General features: G+C 74.8%; 13 protein-coding genes. 8 read left to right on the forward strand and 5 right to left on the reverse strand.

Annotated elements, in window-relative coordinates:
- The first annotated feature begins 12 nt into the window (after positions 1 to 12).
- Positions 13 to 363, forward strand: coding sequence for a winged helix-turn-helix transcriptional regulator (locus ACWEV0_RS28275; RefSeq protein WP_453152384.1), 351 nt, complete (start codon positions 13 to 15; stop codon positions 361 to 363).
- Positions 364 to 546: 183 nt separating this feature from the next.
- Here the strand turns inward: ACWEV0_RS28275 and ACWEV0_RS28280 are convergent, their stop codons facing one another.
- The 3 genes from ACWEV0_RS28280 to ACWEV0_RS28290 form a co-directional block, all read right to left on the reverse strand.
- Positions 547 to 1,026 (reverse strand): DUF6114 domain-containing protein, encoded by a 480-nt coding sequence (locus ACWEV0_RS28280; RefSeq protein WP_453152386.1) that lies wholly within the window; start codon positions 1,024 to 1,026, stop codon positions 547 to 549.
- A gap of 2 nt (positions 1,027 to 1,028) precedes the next feature.
- Entirely contained in the window at positions 1,029 to 1,664 is a 636-nt protein-coding gene (locus ACWEV0_RS28285) for a DUF6230 family protein (protein ID WP_453152388.1), read from the reverse strand.
- Positions 1,665 to 1,867: 203 nt separating this feature from the next.
- Entirely contained in the window at positions 1,868 to 2,569 is a 702-nt protein-coding gene (locus ACWEV0_RS28290) for a TetR/AcrR family transcriptional regulator (RefSeq protein ID WP_453152390.1), read from the reverse strand.
- Between the two features lie 460 nt (positions 2,570 to 3,029).
- On the opposite strand from ACWEV0_RS28290, the gene ACWEV0_RS28295 reads away from it, so the two are divergent.
- A complete protein-coding gene (locus ACWEV0_RS28295) occupies positions 3,030 to 3,695 on the forward strand; it encodes a Tat pathway signal sequence domain protein (protein WP_453152392.1) in 666 nt (221 codons plus the stop codon).
- A 128-nt stretch (positions 3,696 to 3,823) separates the two neighbouring features.
- Here the strand turns inward: ACWEV0_RS28295 and ACWEV0_RS28300 are convergent, their stop codons facing one another.
- Positions 3,824 to 5,287 carry an alpha/beta hydrolase gene (locus ACWEV0_RS28300; RefSeq protein WP_453152394.1) on the reverse strand — a complete coding sequence of 488 codons (1,464 nt, stop codon included), beginning with the start codon at positions 5,285 to 5,287 and terminating at the stop codon, positions 3,824 to 3,826.
- A gap of 126 nt (positions 5,288 to 5,413) precedes the next feature.
- Between ACWEV0_RS28300 and ACWEV0_RS28305 the strand changes: the two genes are divergently transcribed.
- Positions 5,414 to 6,391 (forward strand): MerR family transcriptional regulator, encoded by a 978-nt coding sequence (locus ACWEV0_RS28305; protein ID WP_453152396.1) that lies wholly within the window; start codon positions 5,414 to 5,416, stop codon positions 6,389 to 6,391.
- A 121-nt stretch (positions 6,392 to 6,512) separates the two neighbouring features.
- On the opposite strand, the gene ACWEV0_RS28310 is transcribed toward ACWEV0_RS28305, so the two are convergent.
- Entirely contained in the window at positions 6,513 to 9,563 is a 3,051-nt protein-coding gene (locus ACWEV0_RS28310; protein WP_453152398.1) for an AfsR/SARP family transcriptional regulator, read from the reverse strand.
- Positions 9,564 to 10,220: 657 nt separating this feature from the next.
- On the opposite strand from ACWEV0_RS28310, the gene ACWEV0_RS28315 reads away from it, so the two are divergent.
- From ACWEV0_RS28315 to ACWEV0_RS28335, 5 genes are all read left to right on the forward strand, one after another.
- Complete coding sequence (locus tag ACWEV0_RS28315) at positions 10,221 to 10,883, forward strand: hypothetical protein (protein WP_453152400.1); 663 nt, start codon at positions 10,221 to 10,223, stop codon at positions 10,881 to 10,883.
- A 144-nt stretch (positions 10,884 to 11,027) separates the two neighbouring features.
- A complete protein-coding gene (locus ACWEV0_RS28320) occupies positions 11,028 to 12,068 on the forward strand; it encodes an LCP family protein (RefSeq protein ID WP_453152402.1) in 1,041 nt (346 codons plus the stop codon).
- Positions 12,069 to 12,124: 56 nt separating this feature from the next.
- A complete protein-coding gene (locus ACWEV0_RS28325) occupies positions 12,125 to 13,495 on the forward strand; it encodes an aldehyde dehydrogenase family protein (protein ID WP_453152404.1) in 1,371 nt (456 codons plus the stop codon).
- A 77-nt stretch (positions 13,496 to 13,572) separates the two neighbouring features.
- Positions 13,573 to 14,442, forward strand: a complete 870-nt coding sequence (locus ACWEV0_RS28330) for an SDR family oxidoreductase (protein ID WP_453152406.1) — start codon at positions 13,573 to 13,575, stop codon at positions 14,440 to 14,442.
- A gap of 36 nt (positions 14,443 to 14,478) precedes the next feature.
- A complete protein-coding gene (locus ACWEV0_RS28335) occupies positions 14,479 to 15,126 on the forward strand; it encodes an alpha-ketoglutarate-dependent dioxygenase AlkB (protein ID WP_453152408.1) in 648 nt (215 codons plus the stop codon).
- Positions 15,127 to 15,536: the final 410 nt, after the last annotated feature.

A 15,536-nucleotide genomic window follows, 5' to 3' on the forward strand; every position in this document is an offset into this window, starting at 1 on the left:
AGGACGGGACGGATGACGCGCGGGCGGGCCAGGGACACCGATGTGTGCGGCGTGACCGCGGCCGTCGCGGTGATCGACGGCAAGTGGAAGACCCTGCTGCTGTGGCTCCTGGAAGCCGGCCCGCAGCGGCCCGGCGAACTGCGCCGGATGATCCCCCGGATCAGCGAGAAGGTGCTGACCCAGGCGCTGCGGGAGATGGAGTCGGACGGTCTGGTGCACCGGGAGGTGTACGACGTGAAGCCGCCGAAGACCGTCTACTCGCTGACCGCCGAGGGCCGCGAGCTCTCCGAGGCGCTGGCCCCGGTCTCCGCGTGGGGCCATCGCCGGCTCGACCGGCTCGCCGCGGAGCGCGCCGTGTCCTGAGACTGCTTGTGTTCCCTGGTCGTTCCTTCCGGCTCTTTTCCGGGGCGTTCCGGCTCTCTCCGGTCCGTCCCCTCGGTCGTGACCAGCCTCTCCCGGGGCCCGCGCGGCGACAAGTACCCACAAAAAAGTGGGTACGCGTGCGGCCCGCGCCGTGGCGCGGGCCGCACGCGGTCTCTTCCCGGCCTACTCCGTCGCCGTCTTCGTCTCCGCACGGCCGCCGCGGCGCGGCCACCGGCGGCGCCGCGGCCGGTCGGGCAGCCAGCCGAAGGCCAGCGAGCTGCCGACCAGGCCGAGCAGCATGCCGACGAAGAAGCCACCCAGGTTCGACGTCACCCAGCTGGCGAGCGACGCGAGCACTCCGATCACCGAATAGAACAGGCGCTGGCGGGGGTTGAACACGATGAGCAGCCCGCAGACCAGCATGATGATCGGCAGGACGTAGCCGGCCAGACTGTCGGCGCCGGCGGCGAGGATCACCGAGACGCTCGCCCGCTCGGTGAGCAGGATCTCCGCGCCGCCGAGCGCCAGGGCGAGGCCCGCCCCGAAGGGACGCCGGTGCCGCCAGCGCCGGAACGCGCGCCAGGGATGCCGGCGGCCGCCGGAGGACGCGGCCTCCGGCGCTCCCGGGGCGTTCGCGAGGGCCTCGTCCGTGCCCGCCGCCATGGTCAGCAGCCCTCCGAGCTGAAGTTCATGTGGAGGTCGGGCAGGGTGAAGCGGACGGCCGTGGTGGCGTAGTTGACCTGGCGCAGGTCACGCAGCCTCACCGTGTCCGCCTGCTGGCCGAAGGAGCCCAGCGGGCCCTTGACCGGCGGCTTCTCGAAGGTGCTGGCGTCCCCGCCGATCTCGATGTTGTCGAAGTCCGCCAGCTTGCCGGTGATGTCGGTCGAGTCGGTGGTCAGGCCGGACGCCTGGACCGCGGTGCCCTTGTCGCCGGCGGTGATGTGCAGATGGGTGCCGCCGAGCTCCACGCTCTGGCACAGGTTGGTGATCTTCGCCTCGCGGATCGCGGTCACGATGGTCAGCACCTGGCCGCCGGTGTCGCCCGCGTTGGGGCTGCCCTCGGCCATGTTGTCCATCGCGCCGAACTGCCCGAAGCCCTTGCCTTCCAGGGAGTCCGCCGAGACGACGAAGGGCATGCCGGAGATGGCGAACTGGGCGGCGAGCGCGCCCTGGGCGGTGAGCACCACGAGCGTGCTCGCGGCGAGGAACGCGGGGACACCCATGAGGGCGGCGCGGCGGTAGCGGACCCCGCCCCGTCTGTCGGGGGATTCGGGTCCGGTGGTTCCTTCGGACAGGGCCATGCGTTGCTCCTGACATCGGTGAGGAAACAGAACGCGGCGTGTCCTGGCGCGGACGGTTCCCCCATCCACCTGGGTCTTCCCGGACTCGTGCGGAGGCAGCAGTGCCGCAGGGAACCGATTCGGACCGTACGCGTAGTGAGAAACCGCGTCAACTACCCAGTAACAAAAGCATGTTGACGATCAGTCGCAAGTCGGAAAGCGCTTCACCCGTGAGCCGGGAACGGCGCCACGACCACGTGCACGAGCACGTCCAGGAGCGGATCGGGGCCCGTGCCGGGACCGTCGCCGGCGGCCGCGAACCGGCCCTCGTCCACCGCCCGGTGCACCGCCGCGTACACCGCGCCCACCACCGTGTCCACCAGCTCCTCCCGCGCCACCCCCGGCGGGCCCGGCGGCGCGTCCGCGAAGAACGGGCGAAAACCGGCCAGAAATTCGGCCCTGGCGCGACGTCCCGTCGGTCCCAGGCACTCGATCTCCACCGCCATCGCCGCGAAGACCGGCGTCTCGGCGAGGAGCGTGAGCAGCGCCCGCAGCCCGGCCCGCACCGCGGTGGGCCAGTCCGCCGCGCCGCCGGTCCCGTCGTACGCCCGCTGCATGGCCCGCACCACCGTCCGCGTGCCGCCCCGGAAGGCGGCGAGCACCGCGTCCTCCTTGCCGGTGAACAGCTCGTAGAACACCGGACGGGTCACTCCCGCGGCCCGGCAGATGTCACTGATCCGCGCCCCCGCGTAGCCGTTCGCCGCGACCGTGCGGGCCACGCCGTCGAGCAGCCGCTCGCGCTGCCGCGAGGCCACCTCCTCGGGCGTCAGCCGGCGCGGGCCGGGGCGCAGCGAGCGCTCCGGCTCGCGGCCCGTGCGGGCTCCCGGCAGGACGAGTTCCTCCTCGGTGCCGCGAGCGCTCGTCATCGGCCACATCCTTCTGCGGTTGTTGACGTCACGGACTCGGCGGGATTACAACCCTCGTGGGTTTTCCTCTCGGTGCTCCGGGCGGACCCGGTGGAGCCGCACCCCCGTGGGACGGGATGCGCCGCCGCCGCGCCCCGCACACCGAGTATTACGCTCCACCCCGTATCGCGACACCGCTGCCGACGACGATCCGTGGCGCCGGACCGTCCCGGCGGTGGCGGTCGCCCAGTGGCGCCGCCGCGTCACCACGTCACCGTTCACGTACGCACGCACGGCGTGCTCCCTCGTACGCCCCTGCCCGCATCCGCGGCCGTGTCTCGCGTCCGGTGCGTGATCCCAGCGCGGCGCGTCTCCTCGTACCTCCTCGCGTGCCCGCGTGCCCCCACGTGCGCACGCACCCACGCGTCCCTGCACGCCATCGAGTTCTTCCACCCTCCGCCACCGTGCGAAAGGAACCCCCATGGACAAGCGTGCTCTCTCCGCGGCCTTCGGCGCCGCCGTCGCCGCCGTGCTCGCGGTGACCGCCTCCGCCTCCGCGACCGCCTCGGCCGGCGAGGTCCTCACCACCGGCAGCGCGGGCGGCACCGCGGTCGCCTCCGGTGACGTCCTCTCCGCCTCCCTGGTCTCCGGGACCAAGGCGAAGATCTCCACCACCGCCGGCGGCAGCACCGGCATCACCTGTTCCGCCTCGGCCTTCACGGCCACGGCGAACACCAACCCCGCCGCGCCCGGCACCGCCACCGAGACGGTCACCGCCCACACGCTCAGCACCTGCACCACGAACATCACGGGCGCGACCGGCGTGCAGAGCATCACCGTCAACAACCTGCCGTTCAACGCCTCGGTGACGTCCGGCGGTTCGCTCACCGTCACGGCGGGCGCCACCGGCCCGATCCAGACCACCCTCAAGATCAATACGATCCTGGGCCTCACGACCTGCGTCTACCGGGCCGGCAGCCTCACCGCCACCCCGTCCAACACCGACAACTCGCTGAGCTTCACGGACCAGCTCTTCACCAAGTACAGCGGCCCGAGCACCTGCCCGGGCAGCGGCTACTTCACCGCGAAGTACGGCCCGGTGCAGGACACCAGCCAGGCCGGCAGCCCGGTGGTGTTCGTCAACTGACGCACCGCGTGCGCTGACATGACGCCCTGAGCAAGGGGGCGGCTCCGGAGCCGAGGGCCACCGGGGCCGCCCCTGCGCCATGCCCCGGTATCCCCGCGGAACAGCAGAGGAGGTCCGACGAGGCAGCGTCAGGCGTCCAGCCGAGCGACGACCGCGCGCATCGCCCGTTCCACCGCCGCCCGGGTGTCGTCCGTGTGGTCCAGGGTCTCGAAGCCGTGCCGGGCGAGCGGCACGTCGACGATGTCCAGCTCGGCCCCCGCCGCGCCGGCCGCGGCGACGAACTCCTCGACCGTCGCCGCGAACACCGGGTTCTCCCGGCCCACCCGGGTCAGCACCACCGGCGGGCTCGACGCGCCCACGACCTCCGCCGGCCGGAACCGCGGGTCCACCACCCGCCACTCCGGCGGCGGCGCGAGCACCGGATACGTGAGCGCCACGCAGCGCAGCCAGGACGGCGGCCGGCCGAGCCACTCCGCCGACAGCAGCCCGCCGCCCGAGAAGAACCACAGCGCGATCCGGTCCCCGTCGACCCGCGGGTCCGCCCGCAGCAGCTCCACCGCCCCGGCCACGTCCTCGGCCGACCGAGGATAGTCCGTCAGATCGTGCAACCGGTGGTCCAGGGTGGCGCCGACCACGCCCAGCGCGGCCGCGTACCGCCCGTACCCGAGGAACGTCGGGGTGTCGCGCGGTGTCGGCCGCTGGTCCGACGGGACGGGCCCGCCGTGCACGAACAGCACCGCGGGGCGCGGCCCGTCCGCCTCCGGGAGGTGCAGATCGACCCGCCCCCGGCGCTCGCGCGGCCGCTCCTCCACGTCGAGCAGGAACTCCCCGCGACGCTCCGGTACGGAAAGGCGCCGGCCCTCGTCCTTCGCCGCGCGCAGCAGGACGTCGGCGAGCGGGCCGGGCGCCGACAGCATCGGCCAGTGACCGGTGTCCAGCTCGAAGAAGCCCACGCGCGGGTCGGCGAGCACGCGGTACCGCTCCGGGCCCGTCGCCACCAGCAGCTCGACCATGTCGATCCCCGAGCCGTTCGCGGTGCACAGCACGCCCGTCGTCGGACGGTCGAACGGGCTGCCGGTCAGCCGCAGCGGCTGCGTCAGCGTGCCCGTCGGCTGCGGCACCGCCAGCCGGTCGAGCCGCTCCAGATCCGCCTCGCCAAGACCTGCCGTACTGCCCCACCGCCGCCACCCGTCCCCACGCGGCGCCGGTACGAGCCCGTCCGCCCCGGCCTCCTCGACGGCGGCGGCATCCGGCACGGCCGCGAGCGCCGTGTCCCCGTCACCCGGCATCCCGGCGTCCAGATACACCACCCGCGCGACGCGCCCCGAGCGCCGGTCGGCGGCCCCCAGCGCCGGATGGATCCCGTAGTCGTGCCCGACGAGCACCACCTCCTCACCCGCCCCGATCCGGTCGACCACCCGCACCACATCCCCGATGTGCGCCTCCAGGTCCACCTCCCGGCCCCCGCCGCCGTCCATCCCGGCGAGCGTCACCCCGTACGCCTCGCACCCGGCGGCCCGCAGCCGCTCGACGACCTCCTGCCACACCCAGCCTCCGGTGAACGGCCCGGACACCAGCACGAAAGCGGTCATGACGCTCTCCTCACCTCACACCGATCGCTCCGGCCGCGCCTCGGCGGCCGCCGGAACGGTAGGAACTCCCGCAGGGGGAGGTTCAAGAGGACCCGGCGTGCCGGCCCGCGGGTAGCGTTGTGTCACATGCAGGCCGACGACGACAGCGGGACGTGGAGCATCGGGGAGCTCGCCGAGCGGGCGGGGGTCACCGTCAAGACCGTGCGCTTCTACTCCGACCGCGGGCTGCTGCCCGAGGCCGGGCGGAGCGGCGGCGGACACCGGCGGTACGGGCAGGGGGCGCTGGAACGGCTGCGGGTCATCCGGACGCTGCGGGGCCTCGACCTGCCGGTGGCGGCCGTGCGGCGGGTGCTCGACGAGGAGGACGCGCTGGAGGACGTGATCGCGGGGCAGTTGAGCGAGGTGGGCGGCCGGATCGCCGAACTGCGCTGGCGGGAGGCGTCGTTGCGGCTGCTCCAGGACTGCACCGCGCGGGAGCGCGCCGAGCGGCTGCGGCTGCTCGCCGCCGTGTCCGCGCCGCCCGACACGACGGCGCTCGCCCGGTTCTGGCGGCGCACCCTCCCCGTACGGTTCCCGGCGAAGCTGGCGGCGGCGGTCGTGGACGCGGCCGTGCCGCCGCTGCCGGAGGACCCGGCGCCGGCGCAGGTGCTGGCCTTCGCGCGGCTCCAGGACCTGGTCGTCCAGGCCCCCGCGCCCGCCGTGCACCTGGCCGGTCTCCCGCACCGGCCGACCGTCCTGTACGAGGGGCTCGCCGAGGCGTACGAGATCGGGACCCGGGAGATGGCGGTCGGCGGCCCGCCGGCCCCGGGCGCGGCGCTCGACGGCTTCGTCGCGGCGTACGCGGGCGCGCTCGGCGCCCGCGACACCCGGGCCTTCCGGCGACGGCTCGCCGGGCTGATGATCAGCGGCGCCGATCCGCTGCTCGGCCGCTACTGGCAGCTGGCGGGCGAGGTGGCCGGCGAGCGGGCCGGCCCCACAGCCGGGGCGGTACACGGCTGGCTGTGCGTGGCCCTGAAGACCGACCTCAAGGACGGATGGCAGCGGCTTGACCACCGGGGGGAGTGGGGAACGTGGAGGGCCCCGCTTTCGGGCCGTGAAGCGTGATGTGTGGCGCGGAAACACGGGCTCGCGCCGGACAGGGGCGGTCTCCGCGCCGTAATCATGCAGTCCCGAACGCGGGGACCGGAGCGTCCCCCACGCAACGACCACCGCCGCTCGGCTCCGCTCAGCGGCCCTCGCGGAGCCGCTCCAACTGCGCGTCCACCCGCCGCACGCTCTCCTGGTAGCCGTGCGACAGGGCCAGTTCCCGCGCCCGTACCAGCGTCGTCTCGGCCTCCTCGACGCGGCCCAGCTCCAGCAGGGCCGTGCCGGCCGTGGCCCTGAGCATGCTCTGCCGCACACCCACGAGACCGTTGACGGTGTCGCCGTCCAGGGCGAGCCCGCGGCCGGCGCAGGCGAGCGCGCCGGCGGGGTCGCCGGCCGCGAGGAGCTGGCGGGAGCGGTGTTCCAGGGCGAGCAGCTCGGTCATCACGTCATCGCTGTCCCGGACGAGTTCGGCCGCGCGGGCGGTGTGCGCGAGGGACTCCTCGCTGACCCCGTCGTGGTCGAGGGCGACGGCCAGGTTGACCAGGGCCGTGGCCTCGCTTGAGCGTTCGCCCGCGCGGGCCGCGAGCTCGGGGGCGAGGCGCAGGTGCACCAGCGCCTCGGGCAGCCGCTTCTCCTGGACGAGCACCCAGCCGAGCAGCGCCCGGGCGCGGGACTCGGCGTCCGGGTCGTCGAGCACGGCGGCCGAGTCGACGCCGTCCTCGAGGACCGGGGCCCAGCCGTCGTGGCTGTTCCACAGGATGTACGGCCACTGGAGTATGGCGAGCCGCCAGGCCCGGTCGTGCAGCCCGGCCGCGCGCGCCGCGGTGACGGCCGCGGCGAGGTTGTCGCGCTCGGCCGCGTACCAGAGCAGCGCCGCGTCCCGGCCGGCGAAGTGCACGGTGGTCCCGGACAGCCGGGCGCCGTCCGGCACCGTGCAGCAGGGCTGGTCGTCCGGTTCGGCGGCGCGCGTGGCGGCCATGGCGGTGAGCGTGTAGTGGTCGAGGAGCCGCGGCAGGGCGTCCGGGTCGGCGTCGAGGCTGCGCGCGTAGAGCCGTACGAGGTCGTGCAGCGTGTGCCGGCCGGGCGCGTACTCGGTGAGCAGGTGCGCGTCGCCCAGCCGGTCCAGGGCCTCGGCGGCGACCGCCGGTGTCCGGTCCAGCAGCGCGGCGGCCGCGTGCCGGTCCAGGTCCGGACCCGGCAGGGCCCCGATCCGGCCGAACAGCCGCGCCGCCTCCTCCGGCAGCCCCTGCACGGTGACCCGCAGCGCGGCCCCCACGCCCTGCCCGTCGGCGCCCGCCGAGTCGTCCACCGAGAGCAGTGCCAGCCGGCGCTGCTCGTCGGCGAGTTCGGCGGCGAGCTCGGTCAGCCGCCAGTGCGGGCGGGCGGCCAGCTGCGCGGCGGTGACGCGGAGGGCGAGCGGCAGGCCGTCGCACAGCTCGGCGAGCCGCCGGGCCGCGTCCGGTTCGGCCTCTATCCGGTCCCCGCCGACGGCTGCGGCGAGCAGCGCCGCCGACTCGTCGAGGCCGAGGACTCCGAGCGGTACCGGCCGCGCCAGTTCGCTCACCACGAGCCCGCCGAGCCGCAGCCGTGACGTGACGACGGCGGCGCAGCGCGGACCGGCCGGAAGCAGCGGCCTGGCGCGCTCGGCCGCGCGCACGTTGTCGAGGACCACGAGCAGCGCGCGCTCCTCGGTCAGCGTCCGGTAGAGCGCCTCCGCGGCCGTCGCCGACTCGGGCAGCCGCCGCGGCGGCACCCCGAGCGCGGCCAGGAACTCGCGCAGCACGTCGGCCGCGTCCACGCCGTCCCCGTCGGCGGGGCCGAAGCCGCGCAGGTCGGCGTAGAGCACGCCGTCCGGGTAGCGGTCGGCCCGCAGGTGCGCCCAGTGCAGCGCGAAGGCGGTCTTGCCGACTCCGGCGGGACCGGTGACGAGGGCGACCCGGGCCGAGTCGACGGCCGTGTCGAGCGCCGCCAGTTCGCGCTCGCGGCCGAGGAAGCCCCGGGGCGTACGGGGAAGGAGGTCGGGCGCGGGGAGGGTCAGGGCGGCCGGGGCGGGCCGGGCCGCGCCGTCCGCCGGCGGACCCGCCGCGGGCGCGACCCCGCCCGGACCGTGGTCGTGACCGTAGGCGGGGCCGGCCGCCGAGTGCCCGGCGGCCCCGCCCCCGGCCTCGAAGCCGGCCCCTGCTCCTGCCCCGGCCTCGAAGCCGACCCCGGCCTCGGACCGGGAACCGACCCCGGCCCCGGAGCGGACGGCATGGCGGGAAGGCTCCTCCTGGCCGAGGTGGCCGTGGTGGCCGTGGTGGCCAGGGTGGCCGGAATGACCCGCGTGGCCCGCGCCGGCGGCCCGCCGCGGGTCGGAGCCGTGCGGCCCGGGACCGGGGGGCGCGTGTCCACGGGACTCCCTCCTGCCCGGCTCCGTGCCGGCCGGACCGCCGCCGACCGGGGTGCCGTGCGGCAGGCCGCGCAGCACCGCCTCGTACGCGGCGCGCAGCGCGGGACCGGGGTCGACGCCCAGTTCCTCGGCGAGCAGCGTGCGGGTGCGGTGGTAGCAGTCGAGGGCGTCCGACTGGTGGCCGGCGCGGTAGAGCGAGAGCATCAGCGCGGCCGCCAGGGACTCGCGCAGCGGGTTGGCGGCGGACTCGGCGCGCAGCAGGGCGGCCGCCTTGACGTGTTCGCCGAGGCGTCCGTAGGCCGCCGCGAGCTGTTCGACGGTGTCGACCCGGGTCTCCTCAAGGGCCTGCGCGGCGACGAGCAGCTGCTCGCTCGCGGCGGTGCCGGTGAGCGCGGGCCCGCGCCACAGCGCCAGGGCCTCGCGGAGCATCAGGACCGCGTCCGCCGGGTGCTTCTGGTGGCCCGCCAGCTGGACCAGCTCGTCGAAGCGGTGGGTGTCCAGGAGCTGCTCGGGCATGCGGAGCTCGTACGCCTGGGTGTGGGTGGCCAGCTCGATCCCGTAGTCCTCCGCGCCGCCCTGCTCGAAGAGCGCCCGCAGCCGCGAGACATGGCCCTGGACGACCGTGCGGGCCCGTGCCGGGGGCTCCTCGTCCCAGACCGCGTCGATGAGGCGGTCGACGGGGACGACGGCGTTCGCGCGCAGCAGCAGTGCCGCGAGCACACTGCGCCGCTTGGCGGGGCCGAGCGGCAGCTCACCCGCCTCGGCCACGATGGACACCGTTCCGAGCAGGCGGAACTCCACCCGGCCCTCCTTGTAGATCTGTTCCTGTGGGGCCTTCCAGTATCCCCGCCGCACCGGCGGTGACCTGTACCGGCGTCCCGCTGATGTCCGGATGCGACCGGAACGCGAGGGGTCACGGCCGGATCCTTTGCCGGACCCTTGCCGGGCCGGGGGCGGTCGCGACGGAGGCTGTGACGGCGGCCGGACGGCGGCCGGACGGCAGCCGTGAAGAAGCCGTGAAGGAAGCGGAGAAGGAATCCGCAGGCGGCGTCAAGCCGGAGCGCCGGCGTCGCCGGATCGTGTGGGAGAGAGCCGGATGACCATGGAATCGGGCTCGGGGCACGGCAAGATCGGATCCGCCGGGTCGTTCCGAACGAGGGCCGTGGGGGCCCTTGGATCCGGTTTCGCGAGCGTCGTGCGCCGACATCGCCGCTCCCCGCCGCCCCCGGAACGAGGCTCCGCTCCGGGGGCGGCAGTTCGCCCACCGGCCGCTCTCGCCCCGTCGTCAAGCCGCGTACCGGGCAAGCTCTTGGACATCGTGTCAACAGTGGCGGAAAACCTGCCTGTACACCCCTACTGGCCGGTTCTACTCTCAAGTCGCTTCGTGTGCACCCCCCACATCACACGCATCCGCACCTCCTCGCACCCCACACTCCGCTCAGAACCGAGGAGATCCCCATGTCCAAGCTGCTCGTCTCCGCGACCGGCCTCGCCGCGGCCGCCGCCCTCGCCTTCGCCGGCCCGAGCGCCGGGCTCCAGGCCGGGTCCACCACGCTGCTCCCGGCCGGCCACTCCTTCGCCGCCAAGCTCACCGGCAAGGCCACCTTCGTCGCCGGCTCCACCACGATGACCTGCGCGGTCTCCGCCTCCGTGCCAGCGACCGGCGCCAACAACCAGGTCCCCGCCGCCCCCGCCAACCACAACGACGCCGGGCCGGTCTCCGTGCCCATCAACCCGCCCACCTTCAGCAGCTGCACCACCAGCATCACGGGCGTCAGCGTCACCGTCACCACCAACGCCACCAACGGCGCCTGGTCGCTCTCCGCGCAGAACGGCGCGCCCGCCGCCGGCGCGATCACCATCCCGAAGGGCGGTGTCGTCCTGAAGACCAGCGGCTTCGCCTCCTGCACCATCACCGCCTCGCCGGCCGGCCCGACCGCCGTCAACGGCGGCTGGACCAACGGAGCTCCGTCCAGCCTGGCCATCGCCAACGCGCCGGTCCCGGCCACCGTCACCGGCGGCTTCCTCTGCCCGACGGGCAACCAGTCGGCGACGTTCAGCGCCACGTACCAGATCACCGACACGACCGACCCGGCCCAGCAGATCACCGTCACCGGCTGACGCCCGCTCCGGACCTCGTCCCTCCGCTTCCCCGACTCGCCCCGCGCCGCGCCGCTCTTCGGCATCCTGGTGGCCTGAAGTGCGCGCTCGGCGGGGTGAGTCGGGGCGCGTGGGGGCGGGGCAGCGGAGGGGGAGCCGTAAGCGATGGGCGGACAGGGCGAGAAGACGGCCGCGGAAGGCGTCAGAGGCACGACGGCACGGCGACGGCGGCGCCCCAAGGCGCGGACCGTCCTCCTGAGTGCCCTCAGCCTGCTCGTGGGCGCGGTGCTGCTCACCGCGGGCGCCGGCTACTGGGCGTACGAGCACTACACCGGCCGGGTGCAGCGGATCCCGCAGACCTTCCCGACGAACGCGCCCGTCCCGGCCGCCTCCAAGGGCGGCCAGAACTTCCTCCTCATGGGCCTCGACTCGCGCTCCGAGGTCCCCACGACCGGAAGCGACGCCAAGGGGAGGCTGTGGAAGTACGGTGACCAGCGCAGCGACGCGATGATGCTGGTGCACATCCCGGACGACCACTCCGCCGCGTACGTCGTGTCCCTGCCGCGCGACTCCTGGACCGACATCCCCGGCCGCGGTCGGGCCAAGCTCAACGCGGCCTTCTCCTGGGGCGGTCCGCCGCTCCTGATCGACACGGTGCAGCGCCTCACCGACGTGCGCGTGGACCACTTCGCCGTCATCGACTGGAACGGCTTCCGCAAGCTCACGGACGCCGTCGGCGGCGTCGACATCCTGCTGGCCGACGGCGAGCGCCGGCACATGAACGGCGCCGAGGCGCTGGCGTACGTCGGCGAGCGCAAGGACCTGCCCAACGGCGACTTCGACCGCACCCACCGCCAGCAGAACTACCTGCGCACGGTCCTGGAGAAGGTGATGAGCTCCGCCTCCCTCAAGGACCCGCTCCAGCTGAAGAAGACCCTCGACCTCTTCACCGAGACGGTGTCGGTGGACGAGCGCTTCGGCGACGGCGAGATGCGCGAACTGATCTGGAACATGCGGGAGGTGCGGGCCGGCGACATGACGTTCATGAACGCGCCGGTGAAGGGGACCGGCACGGAGAAGGGGCAGTCGGTGGTCTACCTCGACCGGCCGCGCTGCACGGCACTGTGGCAGGCGTTCAAGGACGACGGGCTCGCGACGTACGTGGAGACGCATCCGATCGACCGGCTGCGACCCGCGACCAACTGACCCACTCTGCCGTGTGACATGGCACTGTGAAATTTTACTGCGCTAGGGTACGGCCCATGACCGTCATCTCGCGCAACCCGGCCGACCCCACCGACGTCCTCGTCGATCTGCCCGCACCCGGCGCCTTCGCCGTCGCCGACTCCGTCGAACGGGCCCGCGCCGCCCAGCCCGGCTGGGCGGACGGCGGGGCCGCCGCCCGCTCCGCCGCACTCGGCGCGGTGGCCGCCGCCATCGAGGCCGCCGCGGACGAACTCGCCGCGCTCGCCGTACGCGAGGTCGGCAAGCCGCTCGCCGAGGCCCGCGCGGAGGTCGCCCGGACCGTCGCCATCTGGCGCTACTACGCGCAGGCTCCGTACGAGCCCACCGGCGCCGTCCACGACACCGCCGCCGGCCCCGGACTGCTGCTCACCCGCCGCCGCCCGCACGGCGTCGCCGGGCTCATCACCCCCTGGAACTTCCCCTTCGCGATTCCCAGTTGGAAGGCCGCGCCCGCGCTCGCCGCCGGCAACGCCGTCGTCCTGAAGCCGGCACCCGAGGCCACCGCCTGCGCCCTGCGCCTCGCCGAACTCGTCCGGCAGGCCCTGCCCGACGGGGTGTTCACGGTCGTGCCCGGCGGCGCCGTCGAAGGCGGCGCGCTCGTCTCCGCAGCCGACGTCGTCTCCTTCACCGGCTCGTCCACGGTCGGGCGCACCGTCGTGCGCTCCGCCACCGCCCGCGGCATCCCCGTCCAGGCCGAGATGGGCGGCCTCAACGCGGCCGTCGTGCTCCCCGACGCCGACATCGCCCAGGCCGCCGCGCACATCGCGGCCTCCGTCGCCGGATACGCCGGCCAGAAGTGCACCGCCACCAGCCGCGTCATCGCCGTCGGCGCCGCCCTCGACCCGCTGCGCGAGGCCCTCGCCGAGGCGCTGCGCGCCGTCCCGGTCGGCGACCCCGCCGTCCCGGCCACCGTCTGCGGACCGCTCATCACCGCGGCCGCCCGCGACGAGACGGCCGCCGCCTGGCAGGGCCTGTCCGTCCTCGCCGGCGGCACGGTGCCGGACCGGCCCGGCTGGTACGTGGCGCCCACCCTCGTCGAGAAGGCCGGCCCCGGCCACCGGCTGCTCCGCGAGGAGGTCTTCGGCCCCGTCGCCGCGCTGCTTCCCGCCCGCGACCTCGACCACGCCGTACGGATCACCAACGCCGCCCGCTACGGCCTCGTCACCTCGGTCCACACCGCCGACCTGTCCACCGCGCTCGGTGCCCTCGACCGCCTCGACACCGGCATGATCCGCGTGAACGCCCCCACCACCGGCGTCGACTTCCACCTCCCCTTCGGCGGTGCCAAGGCGTCCAGCTTCGGCCCCCGCGAACAGGGCCGCGCCGCCCTGGACTTCTACACCGCCACCCGTACGTACACCCTGGCGCCCGCCGCCGTCCGGTCGTAGGAGCGGGTGCGCGCCGCCCGCGCCCGGGGTCGAATGGTGGAGACGCGGGACAGGCGCGGCGGAAGGGCAGGCGGGACATGACGGAGCTCATCGCGGTCACCGGGGCCACCGGGCGGATCGGGCGCCGGGTGGTGCGGCAGCTCGCCGAGGCGGGCGCGGCCGTCCGGGCGCTCGGGCGCGACCAGGAGAAGCTGGGCCGTCTGCCGACCGACGACACCCGGACGGCGTCCTATGACGACGCCGCCGCGATGCGCTCCGCGCTCGACGGCGCGCACACCCTCTTCCTGGTCTCCGCCCACGAGGCGCCCGGCCGGGTCCGGACCCACGCCACGGCCGTGGACGCGGCCCTCGCCGCCGGGGTGCGGCGGATCGTCTACCTCTCGTACCTCAACGCCGCACCCCACGCGACCTTCACCTACGCCCGCGACCACTGGCACACCGAGCAGCACATCCGCTCGACCGGCGTGCCCTTCACCTTCCTCCGCGACAGCACCTACCAGTCCGACCTCGCCGCCATGACCTCTCCCCAGGGCGTCCTGCGCGGCCCCGGCGGGGACGGCCGCGTCGGCGCCGTCACCCACGACGACGTCGCCGACTCCGTGACGGCGGTGCTCCTCGGTGAAGGGCACGACAGCGCCACGTACGACATGACCGGCCCGGAGGCGCTGAGCTTCGCCGAGATCGCCGCCGCGCTGAGCGAGGCCAGCGGCCGCGACGTCGTCTACGAGCCGGAGACGAGGGACCAGGCGTACGCCTCCCGGGCCGTCTACCACGCGCCCGACTGGGAGGTCGAGGGCTGGGTGACCTCGTACGAGGCCGTGGCCGTCGGCGAGATGGACGACGTGTCCGACGACGTCCGCGCGCTGACCGGGCACCCGCCGCAGGCGTTCGCGGACTTCCTGGCCGCGAACCCCCAGTGCTACCGGCACCTCGTCTCATCCTCGTAAATCGCTCGATTGTTCGATCGAGGGTACCCTGTCACCATGACGGCGGTACGAGGCGACATCCCCGGGCTCCAGGGCTCCCTGTTCGACCAGGGCTCCGACATCGGCCCCGGCCCCCTCGACGGCATCCGGCGCATCCGGCTCGGCGACGGCGCCTGGGTCGACCACCTGCCCGGCTGGCTGCACGGGGCCGACGCGCTGTTCGAGGAACTCGCGGGAATCGTGCCGTGGTACGCCGAGGAGCGCCGGATGTACGACAGCGTGGTCGCCGTCCCCCGCCTCCTCGCGAACTACCGCGAGGGCGCCCCGCTCCCGCACCCCGCCCTCACCGAGGCCCGCGACGCGCTCGACGCCCACTACGCGCGCGAGCTCGGCGAGCCCTTCGCCACCGCCGGCCTCTGCCTCTACCGCGACGGCCGCGACAGCGTCGCCTGGCACGGCGACCGCACCGGCCGCTCCGCCACCGAGGACACGATGGTCGCCATCATCGCCCTCGGCGACCCCCGCGACCTCGCCTTCCGCCCCCGAGGCGGCGGCCCCGTCGCCCTCCGCGTCCCCTCCGGCCACGGCGACCTCCTCGTCATGGGCGGCTCCTGCCAGCGCACCTGGGAACACGCCGTCCCCAAGACCACCCGCGCGGTGGGCCCCCGCATCAGCGTCCAGTTCCGCCCGCGCGGAGTGCACTGAGCCCGACCTCGGCGGATCGCCGCCACGGACGGCGGTCCGGGGCGGTCCGGCTCGGCCCGGAAGGGTTCCGCGGTCCGCCGACCGGTCGGGGAGGGGCGCCACCGAACGCCGGTCACCTGCAAGGGCGGGCCCGTGACCGGATCCGCCGAGGCGATCCGCCGTCGCGATCGGGGTTCACGGCCGCGCCCCGCCGGCCGCTACCGCCGGGACTGATCCGGCACGGTGACCGGGTCGGCCGCCGGGGCAGACGCCCCCGCGGTCACACGGGCGGACGCCTCCGTGGATGCCTGCACGGTGACCGGGTCGGCCGCCTGTGGGGACGCCGCCCGGCGGGGGCGCCCACGCCCCCCCGGCGTCAGGCCGGCGCCCGCCCCCAGCACACCCCCCAGCAATCCGCTCTACCCCCCCCG

This window comes from Streptomyces sp. NPDC003943 (assembly GCF_053605265.1).